The 23,955-nt window shown below is 71.6% G+C and carries 16 protein-coding genes, 1 tRNA gene and 1 pseudogene; 5 read left to right on the top strand and 13 right to left on the bottom strand.

Features of this window, described 5'->3' with window-relative positions; genetic code table 11:
* Positions 1-94: 94 nt before the first annotated feature.
* Entirely contained in the window at positions 95-883 is a 789-nt protein-coding gene (locus QBL25_RS19050; protein ID WP_409058238.1) for an SDR family oxidoreductase, read from the bottom strand.
* Positions 884-973: 90 nt separating this feature from the next.
* Here QBL25_RS19050 and QBL25_RS19045 point away from each other — a divergent pair, with 90 nt between their 5' ends.
* Positions 974-1,909, top strand: coding sequence for a hypothetical protein (locus QBL25_RS19045; protein ID WP_409058237.1), 936 nt, complete (start codon positions 974-976; stop codon positions 1,907-1,909).
* Positions 1,910-2,028: 119 nt separating this feature from the next.
* Here QBL25_RS19045 and QBL25_RS19040 read toward each other — a convergent pair whose 3' ends face one another.
* The 3 genes from QBL25_RS19040 to QBL25_RS19030 all read right to left on the bottom strand — a co-directional run bounded on the left by QBL25_RS19040 (position 2,029) and on the right by QBL25_RS19030 (position 4,553).
* Positions 2,029-2,238: a DUF397 domain-containing protein gene (locus QBL25_RS19040; RefSeq protein ID WP_409058236.1), complete on the bottom strand. Its 210-nt coding sequence runs from the start codon at positions 2,236-2,238 to the stop codon at positions 2,029-2,031.
* Between the two features lie 227 nt (positions 2,239-2,465).
* Positions 2,466-3,323, bottom strand: coding sequence for a helix-turn-helix transcriptional regulator (locus QBL25_RS19035; protein ID WP_363211805.1), 858 nt, complete (start codon positions 3,321-3,323; stop codon positions 2,466-2,468).
* A 447-nt stretch (positions 3,324-3,770) separates the two neighbouring features.
* On the bottom strand, positions 3,771-4,553 hold the full coding sequence (locus tag QBL25_RS19030; protein WP_160505604.1) for a GPP34 family phosphoprotein: 783 nt from the start codon (positions 4,551-4,553) through the stop codon (positions 3,771-3,773).
* Positions 4,554-4,752: 199 nt separating this feature from the next.
* On the opposite strand from QBL25_RS19030, the gene QBL25_RS19025 reads away from it, so the two are divergent.
* Positions 4,753-7,596, top strand: coding sequence for a D-alanyl-D-alanine carboxypeptidase (locus tag QBL25_RS19025; protein ID WP_409058235.1), 2,844 nt, complete (start codon positions 4,753-4,755; stop codon positions 7,594-7,596).
* A gap of 249 nt (positions 7,597-7,845) precedes the next feature.
* Positions 7,846-9,708, top strand: coding sequence for an MFS transporter (locus QBL25_RS19020; protein ID WP_409058234.1), 1,863 nt, complete (start codon positions 7,846-7,848; stop codon positions 9,706-9,708).
* Positions 9,709-9,824: 116 nt separating this feature from the next.
* On the opposite strand, the gene QBL25_RS19015 is transcribed toward QBL25_RS19020, so the two are convergent.
* Together QBL25_RS19015 and QBL25_RS19010 are read right to left on the bottom strand one after the other, a co-directional pair.
* Positions 9,825-10,463, bottom strand: a complete 639-nt coding sequence (locus QBL25_RS19015; RefSeq protein ID WP_409058233.1) for a hypothetical protein — start codon at positions 10,461-10,463, stop codon at positions 9,825-9,827.
* A 306-nt stretch (positions 10,464-10,769) separates the two neighbouring features.
* Complete coding sequence (locus QBL25_RS19010) at positions 10,770-12,851, bottom strand: transglycosylase domain-containing protein (RefSeq protein ID WP_409058232.1); 2,082 nt, start codon at positions 12,849-12,851, stop codon at positions 10,770-10,772.
* A gap of 510 nt (positions 12,852-13,361) precedes the next feature.
* On the opposite strand from QBL25_RS19010, the gene QBL25_RS19005 reads away from it, so the two are divergent.
* Positions 13,362-14,561 (top strand): hypothetical protein, encoded by a 1,200-nt coding sequence (locus QBL25_RS19005; protein WP_409058231.1) that lies wholly within the window; start codon positions 13,362-13,364, stop codon positions 14,559-14,561.
* A 90-nt stretch (positions 14,562-14,651) separates the two neighbouring features.
* Here the strand turns inward: QBL25_RS19005 and QBL25_RS19000 are convergent.
* The 5 genes and pseudogenes from QBL25_RS19000 to QBL25_RS18980 all read right to left on the bottom strand — a co-directional run bounded on the left by QBL25_RS19000 (position 14,652) and on the right by QBL25_RS18980 (position 18,464).
* A tRNA-Arg gene (locus QBL25_RS19000) sits at positions 14,652-14,727 on the bottom strand.
* A gap of 98 nt (positions 14,728-14,825) precedes the next feature.
* Positions 14,826-16,049: a glycosyltransferase family 2 protein gene (locus QBL25_RS18995; protein WP_409058230.1), complete on the bottom strand. Its 1,224-nt coding sequence runs from the start codon at positions 16,047-16,049 to the stop codon at positions 14,826-14,828.
* Positions 16,036-16,374 carry a hypothetical protein gene (locus QBL25_RS18990; RefSeq protein WP_409058229.1) on the bottom strand — a complete coding sequence of 113 codons (339 nt, stop codon included), beginning with the start codon at positions 16,372-16,374 and terminating at the stop codon, positions 16,036-16,038. The genes QBL25_RS18995 and QBL25_RS18990 overlap by 14 nt, the downstream gene beginning before the upstream one ends.
* Before the next feature lie 211 nt (positions 16,375-16,585).
* A pseudogene (locus QBL25_RS18985) lies at positions 16,586-17,557 on the bottom strand (pectinesterase family protein); the annotation flags it as partial.
* A gap of 475 nt (positions 17,558-18,032) precedes the next feature.
* Complete coding sequence (locus QBL25_RS18980) at positions 18,033-18,464, bottom strand: MarR family winged helix-turn-helix transcriptional regulator (protein ID WP_409062703.1); 432 nt, start codon at positions 18,462-18,464, stop codon at positions 18,033-18,035.
* Positions 18,465-18,884: 420 nt separating this feature from the next.
* Here QBL25_RS18980 and QBL25_RS18975 point away from each other — a divergent pair, with 420 nt between their 5' ends.
* Positions 18,885-20,516 (top strand): DHA2 family efflux MFS transporter permease subunit, encoded by a 1,632-nt coding sequence (locus tag QBL25_RS18975; protein WP_409058228.1) that lies wholly within the window; start codon positions 18,885-18,887, stop codon positions 20,514-20,516.
* Here QBL25_RS18975 and QBL25_RS18970 read toward each other — a convergent pair.
* Complete coding sequence (locus tag QBL25_RS18970; RefSeq protein ID WP_409058227.1) at positions 20,498-22,435, bottom strand: helix-turn-helix domain-containing protein; 1,938 nt, start codon at positions 22,433-22,435, stop codon at positions 20,498-20,500. The two genes, QBL25_RS18975 and QBL25_RS18970, sit on opposite strands and share 19 nt — an antisense overlap.
* A gap of 60 nt (positions 22,436-22,495) precedes the next feature.
* A complete protein-coding gene (locus QBL25_RS18965; RefSeq protein ID WP_409058226.1) occupies positions 22,496-23,893 on the bottom strand; it encodes an MFS transporter in 1,398 nt (465 codons plus the stop codon).
* Positions 23,894-23,955 lie beyond the last annotated feature (62 nt).

Raw genomic sequence — 23,955 nt, 5'->3', positions numbered from 1 at the left:
ACGAACCCATAGAAAACGGCTGTACGGGACCGAAGTCCCGTACAGCCGTCGCCTGTTCCGTCGCGCTGCGCTCGCCGAGAGGCGGGCGCGGCGGTCACCGCATCAGCTCTCCCGCGTTCACCAGGAGCGACTGGCCCGTGATGGCTCGCGCCCTGTCCGACGCCAGGAACACCGCCGCGTCCGCCACGTCCCCGTCCGTCGCCAGCTCGGGCAGCGCCATCCGCGACGCGAGGCGAGCGCGGACCTCGTCCTCCGGCACCCCCTCGGTGTGCGCGGTGAACTGGACGTACGCCTCGACCGGCGGGCCCCACATCCAGCCGGGCAGCACCGTGTTCACCCGGATCCGGTCGGGCCCGACCTCGTGCGCCAGGGAGTACATCGCCGACGTCAGCGCCCCCTTGGAGGCCGCGTACGCCGCTTGGCGCACCTGGGAGGGCGCCGCGACGGCCGACTGGGTGCCGATGAACACCACCGAGCCGCCGCGCTCCTTGAGCGCGGGCAGGCAGGCCCGCGTCATCCGCAGCGTGCCGAGCAGATTGACGTCGATGACCTGCTGCCAGGTGGCGAAGTCCGCGTCCTGGACGCCGCCGAAGTAGCTGTCCCAGGCGGCCACGTGCACCACGGCGTCGATCCCGCCGAAGCGCTCGCGCGCCAGGGCCGCCAGAGCCTCGCACTGGGCCTCGTCGGTGATGTCGGTCGGCAGATGGGCGGTGCGCGTGCCCTCGGGGTCGATCTCCCCGGCCGACTTCGCGAGGTTCGCCGCCGTGCGCGCCCCGAGCACCGCGCGGCCCCCGTCCCGTACGACGGCGGCGGCCACCTGATGGCCGAGGCCGGCGCCGACCCCGGAGACGACGACGGTCTTTCCTTCGAGGAGCGACGGCATGGAGCGCCTCCCGGCTCTGGCAGTTTTGCTGACGGGGCGTCAGAGTATGGGCGCACACCGGAGGAAGGAAGAGGGAGGAAGGGGAGAGGCATGAGCGAGGACACCCGCGAGAGCGCAGGCGAGGACACCCGCGAACCGTCGCACCGGGACACCCGTGAGCCGTCGCGCCGGGACACCCGTGAGCCGTCGCGCGAGGACACCCGCAGCGCGGTCTACGGCGAGCTGGCCGGGGTCGGCCCCTACGGCGTGCACCCGGGCCACGCCCTGATCACCATGGTCGAACCGCACCCGGGCCACGAGTACGCGTACAACCGCTGGTACGAGGACGACCACTACTACGCCGGCGCGATGGCGATGCCCTGGATGTTCGCGGGCCGCCGCTGGGTCGCTCCCCGGGAGTTCCAGCTCCTGCGCGTCCCCGAGAAGTCGGCGGTCGCCCAGCCGGTCACCGCGGGCTGCTACCTCTCCACGTACTGGGTCACCGAGGGCCGCTACGACGAGCACATGAAGTGGACCGTCGGCATCAACAAGCGCCTCAACCGCGACGGGCGGGTCTACCAGGACCGCACGCACGTCTTCACGGCGTTCCAGGACCACGAGGCCACCGTCTACCGGGACGGGGCGGCCGGACCCCGCGACTTTCACGCCCTCGACCACCCCTACCAGGGGCTCGTGCTGGAGGTCGTCGACGCCGATTCGGCCGCCGACCGCGCGGGGCTGCTGGAGTGGCTGCGGGCCAAGCAGCTGCCGCGTGCCCTCGCCGGATCGCCCGCCGCGATGGTGACGATCTTCCGGCCGACGCCGCTGCCGGGCGACCGGATGACGTACGTGAAGCAGGTCGAGGGAGTCGACACCCGGCTGACGCTGCTGTGGTTCCTCCAGGCCGATCCGCGCGAGTGCTGGCAGGAGCTCTTCGCCGGGCGTGCGGACGCGGTGGCGGAGTCCGGGCTGGGGAGGGTGGAGCTGGTGGCGCCGTTCATTCCGACGGTGCCGGGCACGGACCTGTACGTCGACCAGCTGCGATGAAGAAGGCCGAGCCCCCTCGGCCGGGACGGCGGGCCAGTCGAGAGGGCTCAATCGGTTCTGCTTATGCGGTTGTTGGTCTCTCGCTGGTCCTGTGGTGCTGATGCGCGACGGGAGTCGTGTCAGTCGAGGTGTGACGTCTCCCGGCCGACCTCGGCGACGAAGGCGCGCCACGAGTCGGAGGGAAAGGCGAGGACGGGGCCCTCGGTGACCTTCGAGTCCCGGACCGAGATCGCCGCTGCGATCGGGGACTTGACCTCGACACATGCGCCGTTTCCCGTGGAATACGAGGACTTGACCCACGTATTCGTAGCGCCCTGATGAATTGCCATGGTTACTCCGGTTTGCCCAGTGATTGAGTTGCGGGTCACCGCCAAGAGCGGCTTCGCCAACAGATGTTGCTTGATGGCGTGAATGACGCTACTCGCCAACATCGCTGAGTGAAGGGAGCGTTCACTCGACCGGATGGCATATTCCAGTGGGGTCTTCCGCCTCGCCGAGGAAGAGGTGTACCGTGCGGCGCTTCCCGCACGGATACGTCACATACGCGGTTTACGCCTCAGCGTGCGTACTCTTTCGCGATGTCTGCGATGAGTTGGCGTGATTGGTCCACGTTCAGGGCCTGTGCCCGCAGATGTTCGTACATCACGCTGTACTGCTGGACGTCGTTCGCCTTTTCCAGATAGAGGTCGCTGGTCACGCCCTCGATGTAGACGACGCTGGAATCCGCGGCATCGGGGAACTCAAGGATCGCGTACTGGCCATTCAGGCCGGGGTGCGCGCCCATCTCGAAGGGAATCACCTGCACGGTCACGTGCGGCAGTTGCGACTGTTCCACGAGGTGTTCCAGCTGGTCGCGCATCAGGTGCCGGGAGCCGACCACGCGGCGCAGGGCGGACTCGTCCAGGACGGTCCACAAGCGCAAAGGATTCTCCGGGGCGTTGATGCGCTCCTGGCGGCGGACGCGGACCTGGACGCGCTTCTCGATGTCCGTCGGCGTGGTCTCCGGCAGCGCGCCGGTGATCAGCGCCTCCGCGTACGCCCGGGTCTGGAGGAGACCGGGGACGACCTGCGGGTCGTACACGCGCAGGGACGCGGCGTCCGTCTCCAGACCGATGTAGACGCTGTACGGAATGTCGCCGAAGGAGTGCCACCAGCCTTGCTGGCGGGAGTCCTTGGCCATTTGCATGAGTGAGTCGACGATGCGGTGGTCTTCGACCTCATAAACACCGCAGAGATCGCGCACATCGCGCTGACTGATGGAACGGCGGCCGTTCTCGAGGCGGCTGATCTTCGACTGCGAGACCAGCAGGCGCTCGGCGACCTCCTCGGCCGTCATGCCCTTGAGCTCGCGGAGCCTGCGGAGCTCCTGGCCCAACCGGCGTCGCCTGACGGTGGGATTGACATTGGACGCCACGGGACGTGCACCTCCGACTACATGCCTCTACTTTGCGTATCTGCTGTTCAGCAGAGTGCCACCATCGCGTCGCGCACCGCTGGGAAACAGCCGATGTGAAGGGCGAAGCGCAATGCGAAAGGCAATGCGGATCGCATTGAGGTCGCATTGAGGATCGCCGTGCGACGTGAGGGCGGACGTGAGGAACGGTGTGAGGGTGCGGCCCGGCCGCGCGGTGCCACGACATGCGGCCGCGCGGGGCGGTGGTACCGGTGTCGTCGTCCGGACGTCCCGGTGCCGTTGCCCCGCGCGGCCCAGCGGCTCCCGAACCGGGTCTGGGGGACTGCGGTGCGGCGTTGCTGTTGCCGATGGTGCGCATGATGCGTGTACTGCGGGTGTTTCTGATGCGTGTACTGCGTGTACTGCGGGTGCTTCGGTGAGGGGGTTCTTACCTCTCTCCGACCGGGCTCAGTGGGCCACGGCACGTGCCATGGATCCGCGGCGCGGCTGCATCGGAACCCCGCCGGGTTCCGGCGCGGTCCTGGCCGGCTGTCGGCCACCGCCTGGTCCACCTGGTCCGCCCGGCCCGCCCGGTCCCGCTGGGGCCGGGCTGCGGCGTGGCTGAGCGGCCACACCGTTCTGGACGTCCATCACGGCGTGTGCCACGAGGCCGCCCATCGGGTCGTGCCTGATCAGGTCCCGGAGACGGGAGCGCGATGAACGCCCCTCGTTGCCGGGGTAGAGGTGCTTGCCGAGTCCCACTGCGTGAGCGAGCGCGGCGAGCGCCGCGGTCCGCGGGTCCGGGGGTACGCCGGTGCGGATCGCGCTGTCCAGTCGGGACCTGATGTCCCGGCTGATTGCCGTGTCCGTCGCTTGGTAGCGAGTCGTCGGCAGTACTCCGCACATCTGGCCCGACACGGCATGCACCATGCCGCACCGCTCCAGGTGCGCGAGGTAGATCTGGCGCAGCCCCAGTCGGGGCCCGCCAATCCAGTGGACCGCCCGAACCGGGCTGCCGCGCCTGCGCAGCAGTTCCAGTGCGGAGTCCAGAGTCGGATCTCCGGTCGGCCGTGGCATCACCACGGCGATACGATCCCCGTCTGGGGCTATCCGTCCGGCCAGCGCCAGCTCCACTAGCTGTGCTCCGGCCAGACCGAGGTCGAGCGACTGCGGCTGCGCTGTGGTACCCGTGGCCGGGTCCAAAGCGAGCAGCAGAAGCTCCTCCGGAATTGTTCTGCGGCTCCTGCCCATCCATGCCTCCCCGCGTGGATGAATGACAGGGTGACCCCTCTCACATTGGTCTGTCGAGAGTGCGTGACCGGTAAGTACGGGAACCAGTAGGTATGTCGTTCTCGTCTACCACGGGGGTTAAGCCCCCACACAGGACACTGGTACATGGTTCGGACAGCGGGTCCGGCCGTGTTTTTGGCGCAACGGCAACGCGAGCGGCATGGCGTACGAGGAGGCATCGGTGGCGGGCGAGACCCCCGACAGGTCGAAGCAGCGGAAGTCGTCGGGGAACCCGACTGGGGCAGAACCGTCCGTGCCGGCGCCGTCGCCGGAGGAACGCGACCCGCGCCTGGCGGTGGCCCGCGAGGTCCCCGCGGCGCGCGAGGATCGGGCCACGGCGGTCTTCTCGACGAAGGCGGTCACGGACTCGATGGCGGCGGACTCCGCCGAATCCGCGGACGCCGCCGGGAAGTCGGGCTCCGGGGACGACGCGAAGGATCCTGCGGGCGTCAAGGGCGCCAAGGGGTCCGAGGGCTCCGAGGGCTCCGAGGGTGGCGAGGCGGAGCCCCAGGGCGGCAAGGGCGAGGGCGGCGAGTCCGGCAAGGGCGAGGAGAAGGGCGACGCGCGGCTGCGGGCCGCTGTGGCCGCGTGGGTGGCTTCGGCGGACGACGAGGCCCCCGGGTCCCCGGACGCCGGGAAGCCCGCGGAGGCGGCGGCTCCGGGCGCCGGGAAGGCGGCTTCGGGCGACGACGCGACCTCCGCAGCCGAGGGCGACGTGCCCTCCGCCGACGAGGAGAGCGCCCCGGAGGAACCTTCCGCCGGTCCGGCTGCGAAGACCGCTCCGGCCGCCGAGGCTTCGGCTGACGACGCCGCATCGGACGGGGACGAGCCGGGCGAAACCGCGGATGCGGCCGGTTCCACGGCTGCCGCGGACGCCGGGAGCGAGCCCCGCGACGCGGACGAGGCCGCTGCGGCGGACGCCACGGACGCCACGGACGCCACGGACGCCACGGACGACTCCCGTGACGCTGCCGTTGCCGCCGAGATCGGCGAGACTGCCGAGTCCGCAGACGCGGACGCCTCGGAGCCGGCCGACGCCACGGAGGACCCGGCCGACACCGAGGACGACCCCAAGGCCGCGACCGACGCCGGCGACGACGCGTCGGGCGAGCCCTCGGACAAGACCCCCGAGGCTCCCAAGACCGCCGAGACCCCCGAACCCCCCTCCCGCGGCGTCGACCAGGCCACCGCCGTCTTCAAGGCGCTCCCGCCGAAGTCCGTCGACCAGCCGACCACCATGCTCAAGCTGGGCGACCACAAGCCGGTCGCCAAGAAGCCCGAGGGCAAGTCGCCCGAGGACCAGAAGCCCGAGGACCAGAAGCCCGGAAGCGCGAACTCGAAGGCCGGGAACACGGCCGACGCGAAGCCCTCCGCAGCCTCCGCCGCCTCCGCGACCCCCGCGGCGGCCTCCCCGGCCACCCCCACTGCAAAGCCGTCCGCAAAGCCGTCCGCAAAGCCCGCCGCAGAGCCCGCCGCGAAGCCCGAGGGTGCCGCCGAGCGCACCAGCAAGTTCGTCGCGCTCAAGCCCCTGGACGGCCCCGCGCCGAGCGGCCCCGTGCCCCCGGCCAAGCAGGCCCCCGGAGCCAAGGGGGCCACGTCCGCAGCCGCGTCCGCGCCCGCAGCCGCGCCGGAGAACGCCTCCACCGCCGAGAACGCCGCAGGCAGCGTAGGCCCCGAGCGCACCACCCAGCAGCCTCTTCCCCCCAGGCCGCCGCTCGACCTGCTCGCCGAGCTGACCAACACTCCGCCGCCCCCGGAGACCCCGGTCCGCACCGCTGTGCGGCGCGTCAAGATCTGGACGCCGCTGGTGCTCCTCATGGTGGTCGTCTTTGCGGTCGTACAGGCCGTGCGCCCGCTGCCGACCCCGACCCTCGCGCTCACCGCCAAGGAGACCGTCACCTTCGAGGGGGACAAGCCGTCGATCCCGTGGCCGAGCCAGGGCCAGGCGGCCATGGACGTCAACGGCATCGGCACGTTCGGCTCGTCCGGCAGCCAGAAGCCGGTGCCGATCGCGAGCATCGCCAAGGTCATGACGGTCTACCTCGTCCTGCGTGACCACCCGCTGAAGAAGGGCGGCGACCCGGGCCCGAAGATCCCGGTCGACGCCGCCGCGGAGAAGCACTACGAGACGGGCAAGGCCGAGAACGAGTCGGTGGTCCGGGTCGCCGAGGGCCAGAAGATCACCGAGTACGAGGCGCTCCAGGCGGTCATGCTGCCGTCCGCGAACAACATCGCCAAGCTGCTCGCGCGCTGGGACACCAAGAGCGATTCCGAGGACGAGTTCGTCGCGAAGATGAACAAGACCGCCAAGGAACTCGGCATGAAGAACACCCACTACACGGACCCCAGCGGCCTCGACAAGACCACCGTCTCCACCGCCGCGGACCTGGTGAAGCTGGGCCGGGCCGCGATGGAGGACCCGGTCTTCAACGAGATCTCCCGCCAGCCCAACTACAAGGACCTCAACGGCGACAAGCAGAACAACTTCTTCGGGCTCGTTCCGACGGTCGCCATCGGCATCAAGACCGGCACCACCACCGCCGCGGGCGGCAACATCCTCTTCGCCGCCGAGCAGAAGGTCGGCGGCGAGACCCGCACGATCATCGGTGCCGCACTCGGCCAGTACGGAAAGCCGGGCGTCGCCAACATCGACGAGGTCACCGGGGTCACCCGGAAGCTCATCGAGGCCGGTCAGGGCGCGCTCACGTCCAAGAAGATCGTGAAGAAGGGCGACGTCGTCGGCGAGGTCGACGACGGTCTGGGGGGCACGACCCCGGTCGTCGCCACCAAGGACGTCGCCGCGGCGGGCTGGTCGGGCCTGACGGTCAAGCTGAAGCTGGACGAGAAGGCCGGCGACTCGATCCCGCACACGGCGAAGGCCGGTACGAAGGTGGGCGTGCTGAGCGTCGGCGACGGCAAGGAGGGCGCCGTGGAGGTGCCCGTCGCGCTCCAGAAGGACCTCGCGGAGCCGGGCTTCGGCGCCAAGCTCACCCGCGTCGGCTGACCTGACGCACCGGGCCCTCGTACGCGCTGACGTACGAGGGCCCGTGCCTGCGCCCGGAGCCTGCGTCCGGAGGTGGCGCCCAAGGCCTGTGCCCGGAGCTTGGGCCGCCCCAGGCTCCGACGGCGCCGTGCGTGCTAGCGTCACAAGTTCGGGGAGAGCAGTAGACCGGGGCTGAGCGACGGGGTGTTCCGGGACGGACCCCCTGGCGCGGCCCCCTGGACGGACAGAACGACACGGGGAGTGCCGTAAGTGGCCACAGCGGAGCCGACGCGAGCCGACGACGCCGATCCTGAGCCCGGCTCCGGAGGCGGTACCCGCACCGGGGCGCGAATACGGCTGCCCGCGCAGCGCAGCGCCGAACCCGCCCCCGCGGCACAGGACTCCCGGTGGAGCAGGTTCCTGCGCCACCCCGTGACCATCACGACCGTCAGCGCGGCGGTCCTGCACATCCTGTGGTTCTTCACCTTCGCCAACAGCGGCGGTGACCTGGCCGCGCAGGACGCCTGGGCCGAGTTCGTCGGACGGCACCCCGACTCCGCGTACAACCTCGCCTGGTACGGCGGGATGCACCCGGTGTCGTACAGCGTCGTCTCGCCGTATCTGATGTCGGTGCTCGGCGTCCGTACGACGATGATGATCGCCGGGACGGTCTCCGCCGCGCTGCTCACGATGATCCTGGTCCGCAGCCGTGCGGTGAAGCAGCCGCTGTGGCCCGCGTTCGCGGGTGTCTTCGCGCTGTTCTGCAACGCGGTGTCGGGCCGCGTGACGTACGGCCTCGGTCAGATGTTCGCGCTCATGGCCGTCGCGGCCGTCTTCTGCTGGCCCTACCGCTGGCGCTACAAGCGCTGGGCGAAGGCGCTGGTCGCGGCGCCCTTCGCCGCGCTCGCGACCATGGGAAGCCCGGTGGCCGGGCTCTTCGTGGGGCTGGTCGCCGTGGCGCTGTTCCTGAGCAAGCGCTACCCCGGTGCGTACGCGCTCGGGCTCGCGCCCGCCGTCGTCGTCGGCATCTCCGCGTGGCTCTTCCCGTTTTCCGGGACGCAGCCGATGTCGTTCGGGTCGGCCTCGCTGCCGCTGATCTGCTCCGGTCTCGTCTACTTCCTCGTGCCGAGGGAGTGGAAGACCGTGCGGATCACCACCGCCGTGTACGCGGCCTTCGTCCTCGGCGTCTGGCTGATCAGCTCGCAGATCGGCTCGAACATCTCCCGTCTGGCGATGTCCTTCGCGGGCGTCGCGCTCCTGGCGGCGCTGCCGTTCGCGGTGCCGAAGTCCCGCAAGTGGTATGCGATCGTCCTGGCCCTGGTCGGCTTCACCGGCTGGGTCGGGTTCAAGGCGATCGACGACATAGTGCACACGACGCCGCAGGCCTCCTGGACGCGCGAGCTGGCGCCGCTGGTCAACGAACTTCAGGAGGTCGGCGCCGAGAAGGGCCGCGTCGAGGTCGTGCCGGCGCGCAGCCACCGCGAGGCGTCGGCCCTCTCGCCGTACGTGAACCTCGCGCGCGGCTGGAACCGCCAGGCGGACATGGAGCGCAACCCCCTCTTCTACGACGACACCCTCAACTCCGCGAACTACCACGAGTGGCTCCAGCGCTGGTCCGTGCATTACGTCGTGCTGCCCAAGGGTGAGCCCGACGGTGACGGCGGCAAGCGCGAGGCGGCACTGGTGGAGCGGGGCCTGCCGTATCTGAAGCAGGTGTGGGTGGACTCGAACTGGCAGCTGTACGAGGTCACCGACCCGACCCCGCTCGCCGATCCGCCCGCGGTCGTCGACCGCGCCGAGGCGGGCGGCATGACGATCGAGGTGAAGGAGGCGGGCCGCGTCCTGATCCGCGTCCCGTACTCGCCGTGGCTCAGCCTCGTCGACGCCGAGGGCAAGGGCGTCGAGCGGCCGAAGGAGACCGACGAGTCCAAGCGGCTGCGGGAGGACGACGAGGACCGCCCCAAGCAGTTCGACAACGTCAACGGCTGCCTGATGGAGGCCGAGGAGGACGCCGAGGGCGACAAGTGGACCGAGCTGCTCGCTCCCGGCCCCGGCGTCTACCGCCTGGGCGCGCCCTACCAGCTGCCGCGCGGCACCGCCTGCCCGGATGAGCTGCGGGAGAGCGTGCGCTAGGCGGTAAGTGCTAGGCGCTAGGCGCTAGGCGCAAGGGGTTAGGCGTTAGGCGGTGGGTGCGGCGGGGTGCGTCAGCAGCCGGCCCGCTTCAGGCGGCCCGCTTCAGGCGGCCCGCTTCAGGCGGGCGGTGGGGGCCGGTGGCCGGGCTGGTGGCCGTAGTAGGCCTGGGCCTCCAGCCAGCGGCGGTGCCTGCCGCGGCGTACGCCGACGATGATCGCGATGCCGGAGCCCGCGAGGAGGCCGAGGACCGGCACGACGACGGTCACGACGATCCCGCCGACGAAGGACGCGAGGTCGGCGTCGTCACCGGGCGCGAAGGTGAGGACGCCGCGGGGGTCGTCGCACCGTACGCGGTAGTCCGCGTCCGTGTCCGTCTTCAGCACGAACGCCCGCTGCCACTCGCTGCTGCCCTTGGTGACGGTGAAGGTGCTGCCGGGGACGGTCACCCGCGGCTCCGAGCCGGCCGGAGCGGAGACCACCTCGCAGTGGGCGCGGGCGACGAAGGGGCTGCGCACGTAGATCGCGGCGTCGTCGTCGGGCCCGATCCGCAGCGTCACGGACCGCCCGCTCGGGAACGCCTTGTCGTCGTCGACGGAGTCCACGGTCGAGGTCAGCGTCAGCAGGAAGCTCGCGACGCCGATGCCCACGCAGACCGCCGCGATCACCCCCGCGAGAACGAACCACCGCCGCCGGGGCCGTAGTTGCCCCGCGTCGATGCGGGGCGGCGGCCCGGGCGGTGGCCCATAGGGATACATGCCGGAACGATGACAGCCGCCGGGAGGCGGGGGAAGGGCGCCGGGCTCCGAGCGCGGGCGGCTTCGGGGCCCGGATGTGAGGGTCCGGCTCTGGGGCGCTCGGTCGCGGAGCGCCCCGGAGCCGGTCCGCTCGGTGCGGAACGCCGTGGTCGCGGAGACCGGCGGCGCGGACGGTTCCGCACGTGCGCACGCCCTCACGCACGCCCGCCCGCCCGCGCCGGTCGAGGCGCCCCGCTCCTCACGCCCTGCTCCTCACGCCCCGCTCCTCACGCCCTGCTCCGCACCCCTTGCCGCTCACGTTTCCGCTCACTTTCCGCTCACGTAGTCCCGCCAGATCTGGACGGGAAAGACGTTCCCGTGCCGCGAATCCGCGCCGCCCACGCCGGACATGGGCAGGAGCTGCGGCTCGTCCGGGCTGGTGCGGAACATCGTCACCGCCGTCGACAGATCCTCGGTGGTCGCGGTGAACCAGGCCGACCTGAGGCGGTCCTGATCGCCGGTGCGCCCGGCGACGACCGGGCGGCGGACGGCCGAGACGCCGACGCCCTGCATCGCTTCGGCGGTCGCGTCGGCCACGTCCGGGTCCAGCGCGCGGCGCGCACCGGGCCGCGCGAGCCCGGCGACGTTCTCGTCGTCCTTGACGACCTTCGTCACCGAGTACGGATCGTGCCGCAGGCCATGGCCCGCGAAGGTGCTGTAGGCGCCGGCCATGCGGATCGCGCTGGGGGTCGACGTACCGATGGGGAAGGTCCGTTCCAGGCGGGCCATGCTGCCGTCGAGCAGCCCGGCCGCGAGGGCGGTGCGCCGCACCCGCTCCCAGCCGACGTCCTTGCCGAGGCGTACGTAGGTGGCGTTGCCGCCTTGCGCGAGGGCGCGGCGGAGGGTGGGCCGGGTGCTGCTGCCGGAAGCGTCGGAAGCGTCGGAAGCGTCGGGCGCGTCGGGAACGGGGTTGGTCTTGGTGGCAGTTCCCCCTCCGCTTGCTCCACCTCCTCCACTTGCTCCACTTGCTCCGCCCGCGAGGGCGGGTGCGACGGTCCCCCGCAGGAGGCCCCCGTCGTCGTAGAAGCTGCCGGTCGAGACGGCCTGCCAGCGGTTGCCGCGGTCACCCGATGACCCGCTGGGCGTACGGACGCCGTTCTCCAAGGCGGAGGCGAGGACGAAGGGCTTGAAGGCGGAGCCGACGGGGACGCCGGTGGTGTCGGCGTTGTTGGTGAAGTGCCGGGTGGCGTCGGCGCCTCCGTACAGGGCGAGGATGGCGCCGTCGGCGGGGCGCACGGACGCGGCGCCGACCTGCACGCCCCGGTCGGCGGCGCGCTTCTTTGGGTCGATGTGCCGGTCGAGGACGCGCTCGACGGCGCCCTTCAGACGCCGCACCTTCTGCCGGTCGAAGGTGGTGTGGATCTTGTAGCCGCCGCGGGCGAGGTCCTTGTCGGTGAGGGGGGTGTGCTGACGGATGTACTTGTTCGCGACGTCGACGAGATAGCCGGTCTGCCCGCCGAGGCTGGTGCTGCGGGACTCCTTGTGCGGCTCGGGGTAGTCGGTGATCTCCGCGCGCACCTCGGGCTTCATGAGCCCCGCCGTGACCTGGCGGTCGAGGATCCACTGCCAACGGGACTCGGAGCGATGGTGGTTGACCGCGTTCACGGAGGGGTCGTACTGCTTGGCGCCCTTCAGGAGGGCGGCGAGCGCGGCCCCTTGGCTCGGGTCGAGCCGGCGGGCGGGGATGCCGTAGTAGGCCTGGGCCGCGGCCTCGATCCCGTAGGCACCGCGCCCGAACCAGCTGGTGTTGAGATACCCCTGGAGGATCTCGCTCTTGCTCTTCTTCCGGTCCACCTTCAGCGCGATGACGAACTCCTTGACCTTCCGCGTGAGCGTCTGGTCCTGGGAGAGGTACGTGTTCTTCACGTACTGCTGGGTGATGGTGGAGCCGCCCTGGGTCTCCTGGCCGCGGACCATGTTGACGGCGGCGCGGACCAGGCCTTTGGGGGAGACGCCGGAGTCGCTGTAGAAGGTGTCGTTCTCGGCGGCGATGACGGCGTTCTCGACGGCGTCGGGAATCTCCGAGAGGCGTACGTTCTGCCGGTTCACCTCGCCGGTGCTCACCATCTGCGTGCCGTCGGCCCAGTAGTAGACGTTGGCCTCGCGGCGGGCGGCCGCGTTCTCGTCGGGGATGTCGACGGAGGCGTACACCACGGCGAAGAGGCAGCCGAGGCAGGCGACGAGGAACGTGAGCGCGCCGAGCCACTGCCGCCAGGAGGGAAGCCACCGCCGGAGGCCGCGTCTGCCGTGCCGGGGGTAGTCGACGAGGCGGCGGCGTCGCCGTCGTGGCCTGCGGGCGCGGGGGTTCTTGGGCGTGCGCACCGGCTTCCCCTGAGTGTGTGTCCCCATGCTGGGGGAGAGGGGGGCGCGGGGGCGGGGGTTGGCCGCGGAGGTATTAGGGGGACGTAACAGGATGAAGGGTGTCAGGGCCTTGTAACAGTGCTGGGCAGCTGGGGGGTTGGGCGGCTGCGGGGGTGGCGGCCGGTGGCTCGCGGCGGGCGAGGGGACGGGGCGCCGAGCTGGCCGAGGGGTGGCAGGGCCCGGCCGCGGCGGCTCCCCATGGCCGCGGCCGGCCCGCCTCAACCATGAGGGTCGGCGACGCGGGAGTGCGCCGACCTCATGGGAGTACGGGAGCGGCGACGGCGTGCCCCACCGTTGCCGGTGTTCTCGGCCCGAAGCCACCGCTCTTGGGGACGGGTTCCCGAGGCGGGGCGATCAACACAAGTTGAAACCACGAAGGCCCCAGGAGGACGCAGGGGTGCCGGGGCGGGGCGCGGCGGCGCGGTGATCGGTACCGGGCCGCCCGGGAAGTCCGCATTGCGTGCGCAATCGGCGGCGCGGCCTGCGAGGCTGTGTCCTGTGACGTACGCAGTGAGTGTGGACATCCGGATAGCCGGTGGAACCGCGGAGCTGGATGAGCTGCAGCGGGTCGGCGCCGCGGCGCTTCTCGAGAACGGCTTCGAGACCGTGGAGGAGATCGCGGGACCCGACGGGATGGAGATCAAACTCCTCGACACGTTTGTGGGCGTGTATCCCGGCGGTGCGCTGCTGAAGGTCTTCGTGGACGCTCCGGCGCTGGAGTTCGCCGAGGAGGCGGTCCAGGAACTGGTGGAGGACCTCTTGGAGCGTACGGATCTGCTGGAGGACTGGACCGTCGCACGATGCCAGGTGGAGCTGCATCCGGACCTGGCGAAGGAGAGCCTGGACGCGGCGGACGGCCCGGACGCGCCACCGAACGACGTCGAGTCCCGACGCGCGCGCCTGATGGGCCTGGCGGCGGGGGCGGCCTCCACGGACGACGCGACGGGTACGACGGCGGAGGCGGACGCGATCCGCGCCAAGATCCGCACGATGGCCCCGAGACTGACGGCGTTCGGCGCGGGCGGCGCGGGCTTCGCGGGCGTCGAAGGAGGCGAGGACGTCGAGGGCGGTGAGGGAGGCGAGGGCGAGGGCGGCGCGAGGGGAGCGGCGTCCGAGTCGGCGGAGCTGGCGGCGGGGGCGCTGATCTGGGGGACGGACGTCCTCCTGGACGAACTGTTCCAGGACACGCACGCGCTGGACCGGGAGAGCACGAACGTCGCCGAGGCCGAGGGCCCCCTGTGGCTCCTGGACGAGCTGCCGCCGCGGTACGCCTTGCAGTACGACGCGCGTTTCGCCCGGCGGTTCCTGGTGACGGCGATCGCCCTGACCACGCGGCTGACGGACGGAAGTTTCCTGCGGCTGAGCTGCGTGGCGGAGGAACTGGCGCTGCGGCTGCTGCTGCACGAGGCCGAGGTCACGCTCGACACGTTCGGCCTCCTGGACGAGGACGTCTCGTCGGCGCTGGAGTCCTTCGCCGAACTCGTCTACGAGGACATGGACCACGAGTGGCTCTACGACGACGCGATGGACGGCATCGACGAGAGCGAACTGGGCGAGGCCCTGGGCGTCACCCCCATGAACATCACCAACTGGTTCACCCCCTTCAACAAAGACCGCTACGTCCACCCCTACGCAACAGACCCCCAAGACCCCACCCCACCCCCACCCCAAAACCCAGACGACGCCCCCACCCCGTAGACAACGAGGGGCGCGCCGCCGGCGTATGGCGGCCTGCATCGACGGCATGGCAAAAGGCCCCGGACCATGATCGGTCCGGGGCCTTTCGGCTGGTGCCCCCGGCAGGATTCGAACCTGCGACACCCGCTTTAGGAGAGCGGTGCTCTATCCCCTGAGCTACGAAGGCGGGCCTTGTACGTGGTGCAAGGTCCTGGGCTGCTGCTGTGAGCGGCCCAGCACAGACTAGCGGATGACCCGGGTGCGGTGGGATGTGGCCGTCGGGGGTCACGTGGAGCTTCGGGGTAGGTCCCAGATGACTCTTCTGGTGCGGGGGCCTTGGAGGAGGCCCTTCGTCTGGGTCGTGATGGCTGCCAGAGCGTTGATCGTCCAGTAGGCCAGGGGGTAGATCGGCAGGAGCAGGCAGGCGTACAGGAGTTTGGGGTCCAGGCGGCGTTCCACGACGACGGCCACGGCGATCTGGAGCACCGCGACCACCGCGATGCCCACGCCCCAGGCGATCATCCAGCGGAACTTGGCGTCGCCGGGGTGGGTGATCCAGTGGACGACGCCCCACACGGTGGCGACGAGCATGGTGAGCACCCAGACGTACGAGAGCAGGGCCTCCAGGGCGATCGGCCACAGGGCCCAGTGGCGGGGGCGGAAGACCGTGCGGGCGTGGGTGCGCAGGACCTCGCCCTGGCCTCGCGCCCAGCGGGTGCGCTGGGCCCAGATCCCCCGTACGTTCTCCGGGACCTGCATGCCCACCAGGGCGTGGGGTTCGAAGCCCGTCAGGTGGCCGGCTTCGAGGAGGCGCCAGGTCAGTTCGATGTCCTCGGTGGCCATCCTCGGGTCGTAGCCGCCCACGGCGAGCACGGCGTCGCGGCGGAAGAGGCCGAGGACGCCCGCCACCGTGCCGACCCGGCCGGCCAGGGCGTGCGTGCGGCGCATGAGGCCGATCAGCGACGCCGACTCCAGCATCTGCATCACGGTGATCACCTCGCGCCGGTTGGTGACGCGCGGGCTGCCCGCGACGGCCGCGTAGCGCGGGGAGCGCTCGATCCGGGCGACGAGGTACCGCACGGCGTCGGCGTGCAGGTGCGTGTCCGCGTCCGTGACCAGGACCAGGTCGTGGCGGGCGCGGCGCATGCCGTCGTTGAGGCGGTCGGCCTTGCCGACGTTCACGCCGTCGTCGATGACGTGGACACGGGGGTCGCCGCTCGCCGCCGCGCGGGCCGCGGCCACCGTGGCGTCCCGGGAGCCGTCGTTGAGGACGAGGATCTCCAGCTCGGGATAGTCCACGCGCCTCAGCGCCTCGACGCAGCGGGCGATGACCTGTTCCTCGTTGTAGGCCGGGACCAGGATGGTCACCCCGGGCCAGCCGCCCGGCGGTTCGGTGAGGTCCGCGCGCTCCTCGAGCACCCGGAAGAGGACCCCGCCCACCATCCACGCGGCGCCCGTCACCACCGGGTAGAACGCGAGGAAGGCGAGCAGGACGTCAAGGAAGCTCACGGCGCTCCTCCCGGTGGCGCATCGCGACGCAGCAGGCCAGCACGGCGCCGAAGACGATCCACGAGATCAGTACGGCGAGCAGCAGGTGGCGCAGGATGTAGCTGTGGCCCAGCAGGACCACCGCCAGGGCGCCCGCCGCGATCCAGACGAGGGTGCCGAGCAGGAGCGCGGTCACCTTGCGGGCGTGCGACGCGGGGCGGGTGGGCGAGAAACTGACGCCGTGGCCTGGTCGGTGGCCCGAGCGATCGCCGTGACCTCGCTGGTCGCCCGGGTGGTCGCCGTGACCTCGCCGGTCGCCAGGGCGGTCCTGCCGGCTCGGGTCCATGGGGCGCTCCTCCGTCACGGCGGCCCCCTCGCCGCACGGCCGCGCCGCGCTCGGGCGCGCTGTTCCCAGGGGATCGTCCCCGGGGCCCTGCGGCGAGGCGGGGCGTCCGTTCAGGTGACCCTCTGAGTGCCCCCGGAGTGGCAGCCGGGGGGACTCGGGGGGACTGGGGGCTGGGGGACTTGGGGTGGCGGCCGTCCTCCGGTGGTGGCCCTCAGGAACCCGGCGTCCAGTTGCCCAGCCAGTCCGCGGTCTCCTGCCCCGCGGCCTGCGCGTCCGTCAGGTGCGGGCGGTCGCTGCCGGCGGGACCCGCGCCCGCGCCCGAGTTCCGGTACTCGGCGAAACGGTCGTCCTTCCAGGAGAAGCCGCCCATGTCCGTCCACGGAGTCGTCCTGATCGCCGCGCCGAGGGTGGAGTCACGCACCGTCGCCTGCGGGTCCAGGTTCGCGTCGCCGCCCGCGTGCCAGTTGCGGCCCAGGTGGAAGCTGCGCGCGGAGACGTCACCGCTGATCGTGCTGTCGGTGATCAGGAAGCCCTTGCGGTCGGGCGCGGTGCTCGGGGCGGTGACATAGCCCTGCGAGGTGCCGTCCCAGCGCTTCTTGAGGGTGATCACCGAGCGGTCCACCACGGCCGTCGCCCGGCCGAAGATGAAGTCGGTGTTGCCCACGACGTACGAGTTCCTGACGTACACCCGGCCCAGCCTGTCCTTGGCGGCCGTGTCCAGGAGCAGCGTGTCCTGGTCGCCCTCGACGATCACGCCGTCGAGGAACATCTTGTCGGCGGCCGTGCGCAGGGCCACCGCCTGGTGTCCGGAGAGATCCTGGTGCGCCTTCTCGTCGAAGTCGTTCGCGATGGTGAGGTTGCGGGCCTGGAAGTCGTCCGCCTCCGCGGCGACGGTGGCGCTGCCCGAGGTGCCGTAGGTCCCCGAGCCGTCCGGCTTGGGCGTACCGGCCGCGTTGTCGTACACGAGGACCGTGTCCTTGCGGCTGCCGCCCGTGCCCTGGAGGGTGACGTGCGGCTTGTTCGACGGGATCCTGACCGTCTCGCGGTACGTGCCCGGCGCGATGGAGACGACGACCCGCGACGGATTGTTCGCGGGCACGGCGTCGACCGCGGCCTGGACCGTACGGAACCGGCCGCTGCCGTCCTTCGCCACGGTGAGGGCGGTGGCCGCGGCGGCGGTCGAACCCGCCGAAGCCGCCGTGCCGCGAGCTGCCGAAGCCGCCGTGCCTTGCGCTGTCGAGGCCGCCCTGCCGTGAGCTGCCGAAACCGCCGTGCCCGCCGTGCCCTCAGCCGCCGAAGCCCGCGCCTGCGCGCCCTCCCCGAAGACTCCGAAAACTCCGAAGACCGAGCCGTACGCGAGTCCCGCCGCGGCCGCCGACGCCACCGGAAGGCCGAACCTCAGTCCTGTCCGCCGTCTGCGGTGCCGTGCCCGTGCCCGCGCCCGGTGCTCGTCCCTGATCGCTTTCATGGCCTCAACCGCCCTGGTGATGGTGGGTGTGCGTGCGTCTGCGCCGCGCACAGCAGTCGCCACCAGGGGCAGGAATGGTTGCCGGGCCAGCCGGAACCGCCTGATCAGGTGCGGTCAGGCTCGATCAGGCCCAGTAGTCACGGTCAGGCCCGGTAGTCACGGTCAGGCCCTGTAGTCACGCCAGGCCCGGTCAGTCCCGCTCCGCGAGGTCCTCGTCCATCGCCGTCCGCAGATCGGCCAGCAACTCCTCGAAGCGCGAGAGGAGTTCGGGCGGGTACGTGGCCATCCTCGCGTCCATGCGGACGGCGAGCGGCGCGAAGAACTCGTCCGCGCGCTCGCGGATGTGCGGGCGGCTGTGCAGGGTGACCACGCGGCGGTCGGTGTGCTCGCGGGTGCGCACGATGTGGTCCGCGCCTTCGAGGCGGTTCAGGAGTGCGGTCGTGGCGCCCGAGGAGAGCTGGATGCGTTCGCTGAGGCGGGCCGGGGAGAGCGGGGTGCCGCGTTCCTCGGCGGCGACGATCTCCAGGAGGGCCTCCGCGTCCGTGGAGTGCAGGCCGAGCCAGAGGGAGAACCGGCGTCCGAGCTCCTTGTAGCGCTCGCCGTACCCCCTGAGCCCTTCCATCAGACGCTCACGCTGCGCCGCGATCTCGGCTGGTGCGGGGTCCGGGTCCCGCGCCGCGACCTCCCCGGCCGCCTGATCCTGCGCCGCGACCTCCCCGGCCGCCCGGTCCTGCGCCGCGACGTCGCCCGGTGTGAGGTCCTGCGCCGCGGCCTCCCCGGCCGCCCGGTCTCGCGCCGCGACCTCGCCAGGTGCCTGGTCCTGCGTCGCCACCCTGCCGCCCTCTCTCCCTGCTCGCCCTGCCCGCACTGCCTGCCCTGCCCGCCCGTACGCGCGTGCCGTGACAACTTACCGGCCCCGCTTCACCGGTCCCGCTTCATCGCGCCCGTCTTGCCGATCCCGCCCTCCCGGCCCGCTTTGACAACCCGAGCGATCCCAAATTACCTTCACCATGGAATTACTTTGCCGTGTAATTATTTCACCATGGAGGTACTTGGAATGCATGACCGGCCCTCCGTCCGCCGCTGGCTAGGTCTCCTCGCCATCGCTCTCGGCGTCGCCCTGGTCGTGGTGGACACCACGATCGTCAACGTGATCGTCCCGTCGGTCATCCAGGACCTCGACGCCAGCTCCGGCCAGGCGCAGTGGATCCAGGAGTCGTACGCGATCGTCTTCGCGGCGCTGCTCCTGCTGACCGGGCGCCTGGCGGACATCTTCGGCGCCCGCCGGATCTTCGTCGCGGGCGTCGTGATCTTCGCCGTCACGAGCGTGCTCGCCGGGCTCGCGCCCGGCAGCGGGCTGCTGATCCTGGCCCGCTTTCTCCAGGGCGCGGGCGCGGCGATGATCCTGCCGACCTCGCTCTCCCTGCTGAACGCGACGTTCACCGGCAAGGCGCGCGGCCAGGCCTTCGCCGTCTGGGGCTCGACCATCGGCGCCGCCGCCGCGCTGGGCCCGCTGCTCGGCGGCTGGCTCGCCGAACACGTCTCGTGGCGCTGGGCGTTCGGCATCAACGTGCCGCTGTCCGTCCTGGTCGCCGTCGGCGTGCTGCTCTACATGGCTCCCTCGCCCCGGACCAAGGGCCGGGTGGACGTGGCCGGTGCGGTGCTCTCCGTCGTCGGGCTCGGGCTGCTCGCCTTCGGGCTCGTCGAAGGGCGTACGTACGGCTGGTTCGTCGTCATCGAGCCGCTGGAAGTGCTCGGGATCCGCTGGGGGAGCGGGCCCTCGCCCGTCCTGGTCGCCCTCGTGCTCTCCGCCGTCACGCTGGCCGCGTTCGTCCGGCGGCAGACCGCGCTCAGCCGGGGCGGAGACTCCGCACGGGTCCTGATGGACGTCCGGCTGTTCTCGATCGCCTCCTTCCGCAACGGCAACATCGCGACGCTGATCATCGGCCTCGGCGAGTTCGGCATCGTCGCGGTGCTCCCGCTCTGGCTTCAGTTCACCCTCGGCTACAGCGCCCTGGAAGCCGGGCTCGCGCTGGTGCCCATCGCCGTCGGCAGCTTCGTCGCGACCGGTGTCAGCTTTCCGCTGGCCGCCCGGGTTCCCGCGCTCGGGCAGGTGCGCATCGGCCTCGCCCTGGAAGCCGTGGGACTGGCCGGGGTCGGCCTCATCGCCGCCCCGGACAGCTCCTGGTGGGCCGTCGCGCTGATGCTCTTCGTGTACGGGATCGGCGTCGGCTTCGCCACGGCCCAGGTCACCAACGTGGTGCTCGCCGAGGTGCCGCCCGAGAGCGCGGGGCAGGGCTCCGGCATCCAGAGCGCCTTCCGCCAACTCGGCTCCGCGCTCGGGATCGCCGCCCTGACGACCGTCTACTTCACCACCCTCAGCACGAACCTGCGCGACCGCCTTGTCGATGCCGGGCTGCCGGGCGGGCAGGCCGACCGGCTCACCGGGGCCGTCACCGACAGCGCGGGGGCCGCCATCCGGCCCCTCGCCGAGCGGCCCGAGACCGCGTCCGTCGCCGACGCGGCACGCGCGGCGATGACCGACGGGGTCGCCCTCGGCGGCTATGTCGCCGCCGGATTCGTCGTCCTCGGGCTGATCGCCACCTTCCTCGTGCCGTCCGCCGCCCCCGCCAAGGACGCGGAAGCCGCACGGGATCAGGCCGCCCCCGTGTAGGCGTGCAGGCGCAGCGCCAGCTGGATCTCCAGGGAGCGTTCCGGGGACTGCCAGTCGGGACCGAGCAAGTGGCCGATGCGGTCCAGGCGTTGGACCACGGTGTTCACGTGGACGTGCAGGGACTCCTTCGCCTTGGACTGGCTCATCCCGCAGGCGAAGTAGGCCCGCAGGGTGTGGACCAGTTCGGTGCCGCGCTTGGTGTCGTAGTCGAGGACCGGTCCCAGCGTGCGGCGTACGTACGAGTCGAGGTTCGTGTCCTCGCCGAGCAGTACGCCGAGGAAGCCCAGGTCGGGCAGGTCCGCGCCCCGCCCCGTGTGGCCGAGCGCGCGCAGGGCGGACAGACAGCGCAGGGCTTCGGCGTGGGCCCGGGAGAGGGCCTCGGGGCCGGTCGCGGGGCCCGCCGCGCCCACCGTGACCGGGGCCCCGGCGGCCTGGGTGAGTTCGGCGGCGAGCGCGCGGGCCGCGGCGCCGGTGTCGTCGGCCGGGAGCACCAGGACCACGTGGTCGTGGTGCAGGCCGGACAGGCCGTGGCGGGTGCGGGCGGCGCGCGCGGCCGAGGAGAGCAGGAGCTGGCGGGCCGCGGTGTCGCCGTGCGCGACGAACACCGAGTGGGGGAGCGCCAGATCGACCTCCAGGCGGCGGGCCCGCGCGGTGAGGCGGCCCGGGGTGCCGGAGAGGGAGAGCAGGTCGCCGAGGAGTTCGCCGCGTACGCGGTCCTCCGCCTCGGCGGCCGAGCGGCGCAGCAGCAGGAGCAGCGCCGTGACGACCCCGGCGCGTTCGAAGAGGCGCCGGTCGGCCTCGCCCAGGTCGGCGCGGCCGGTGAGGGCGATGCTGCCCAGGAGCTCGGGTCCCGCGAGGACCGCGCACACCCACGTCCCGTCCAGGGGGACCGCCCGGCCGCTGGCGCGCGAGGCGGCGACGGCCCTGGCCGGGGGCGTGCGCGGGTCGGCGTCGACGCGGGCGAGTTCGGTGCCGTCGGCGTCGTGGATGAGGGTGCCGCCGCGCAGCAGGGCGCCGATGGCGGTGGCGACCTCGGTGAAGTCGCCGCCGCGCAGCACGAGATCGGTCAGGCGGTCGTGGGCGTCCTCGGCCCGGACCATGGCCTCGCTGTGCGCGCGGATGGTCTGCGAGGCCGCGTTCAGGTCGACGAGCGCGGCCCGGGTCTCCTCCATCCGGCGGGCGCTGTCGATGGCGATCGCCGCGTGGTCGGCGAGGGAGGACAGCAGCGCGCCCTCGTCGGGGGTGAAGGCGCGCGGGGTGCGGTCGGCGGCGTACAGGACGCCGATGACGTGGGTGCCCTGCCGCAGCGGCACGCCGAGGATGGCGTGCAGGCCCTCCTCCAGGACGGCGCTGTCGATGGAGTGGGTGTGCTTGAACCGGGTGTCGATCTCGTAGTCGACGGTGGCGTACGGGCGGGCGGTCTGCGCGACCAGGCCGCCGAGTCCCTCGCCCATGCCCAGGCGCACGTTCTGGAACGCGGCGGAGACCGAGCCGTCCGTCACGCGCATGTAGGTGTCGCCCGCCTCCGGGTCGTTCAGGGAGAGGTAGGCGACGTCCGTACGCAGCAGCAGTTTGGCCCGGTGCACGATGGCGCGCAGCACCGCGTCCAGGTCGCGCAGCGCCGCGAGGTCGCCCGCCGTGTCGAACAGGGCGGTGAGTTCGGCCTCCCTGCGCTGGTGCTGGTTCAGGGTGCTGCGCACGCGCAGGGCGGTCTGCGTGGCCTCGTCGATGGCGGTGAGTTCGGCCCCGCTCGCCCCGGCCGCGCGGGCCGCGGCGGCCGGCCGGGCGAACTGCTCGGCCGGTGCGTCCTGGGCCAGCAGGTCGAGCAGCTCGCGCAGGGCGGTGCAGGCCTGCTCCCGGTGGCCGGTGCACGCCTGCTCCCGGTGGGCGGCGTCTGGGGAGATGGAGTCGTGGGCCATACGACGGTCGCCTCCGGGAGCGGGGTGCGCGTGGTGCCGTGCGCGTGGTGCTGGTGGGGTTCAGGTTCCGATTGTCGCCGAGGCCGCGGTGGTCGCACCCTCGGCCGACGGCCCCTTTTCGGCGAGGGAGCGGCCCCGGGTCTCCTTGGCCACGAGCACGGTCAGTGTCGTGATCACCACCGTCACGCAGACGTAGAGGGCCACCGGCGTCGCGGACCCGAAGTCCTTGAGGAGCTCCACGGCGATGATCGGCGCGAGGGCGCCGCCGATGATGGACGCGAGCTGCGAGCCCATCGAGGCCCCGGAGTAGCGGACCTTCGTGTCGAACATCTCCGAGATGAACGCGGCCTGCGGCCCGTACATCGCCCCGTGGAAGAGCAGCCCGACGGTGACCGCAAGGGTGATCACGGCGAAGGACTCGCTGTCGACGAGCGCGAAGAACGCGAACGCCCACATCGCCATGCCGATGGAGCCGATGAGGGTGACGGGCCTGCGGCCGATGCGGTCGGAGAGGGCGCCCCACAGCGGGATCGTCACGAAGTGCACGGCGGAGCCGATGAGTACGGCGTTCAGGGCGGTGCTCTTGGGCAGTTCCAGGTGCACGGTGACGTAGACGAGGACGAAGGCCGTGAGGATGTAGTACGAGACGTTCTCGCCGAGCCGGGTGCCGATGGCGGTCAGGACGCCGCGCCAGTTGTGCCGGAAGACCTCGACGACGGGGGCGTCCTGCTTGACGGCGGCCGCACCGGCCGCGGCGGCCTCGGCCTCCGCGCGGGCCTGCGCCTCCAGGAAGAGCGGGGACTCCGAGACCGAGACCCGTATCCACAGGCCGATGATCACGAGCACCCCGGAGAGCAGGAAGGGGATGCGCCAGCCCCAGGCGAGGAACGCCTCGTCGGACTGGACGGCGGCAAGGAGCGCGAGGACACCGGTGGCCAGGAGGTTGCCGCCGGGGGCGCCGGCCTGCGGCCAGGAGGCCCAGAAGCCGCGGTTCTTGTCGTCGCCGTGCTCGGAGACGATCAGGACGGCGCCGCCCCACTCGCCGCCGAGCGCGAAGCCCTGGATCAGACGCAGCACCGTGAGCAGGATCGGGGCGCCGACGCCGAGGGTCGCGTGGGTGGGCAGCAGGCCCATCGCGAAGGTGGCGCCGCCCATCATCATCAGGCTGAGCACGAGCAGCTTCTTGCGGCCGATCTTGTCGCCGAAGTGGCCGAAGACGACGCCGCCCAGCGGGCGGGCCGCGAAGCCGACCGCGTAGGTGAGGAAGGAGAGGAGGGTGCCCACCAGCGGGTCGCTGTCCGGGAAGAAGAGGGTGTTGAAGACGAGGGCGGCGGCGGAGCCGTAGAGGAAGAAGTCGTACCACTCGATGGTGGTGCCGATGAGGCTGGCGCTGATGATGCGGGCGATACCTGGCGTGCCCGGGGTCTTGCCCTGGGCACGCGGCGTTGCGGCTGCCATGGCGTGATCCGTTTCTCGATGGGGACGTTTCTCGGTGGGGATGTGTCGCGACGGGGGACGTT

The sequence above is a fragment of the Streptomyces sp. SYP-A7185 genome (genome assembly GCF_046103685.1).
GTDB lineage: Bacteria > Actinomycetota > Actinomycetes > Streptomycetales > Streptomycetaceae > Streptomyces.
Note: the sequence above shows the minus strand (reverse complement) of the source record. Positions and strands in the feature narration are given on the sequence as shown.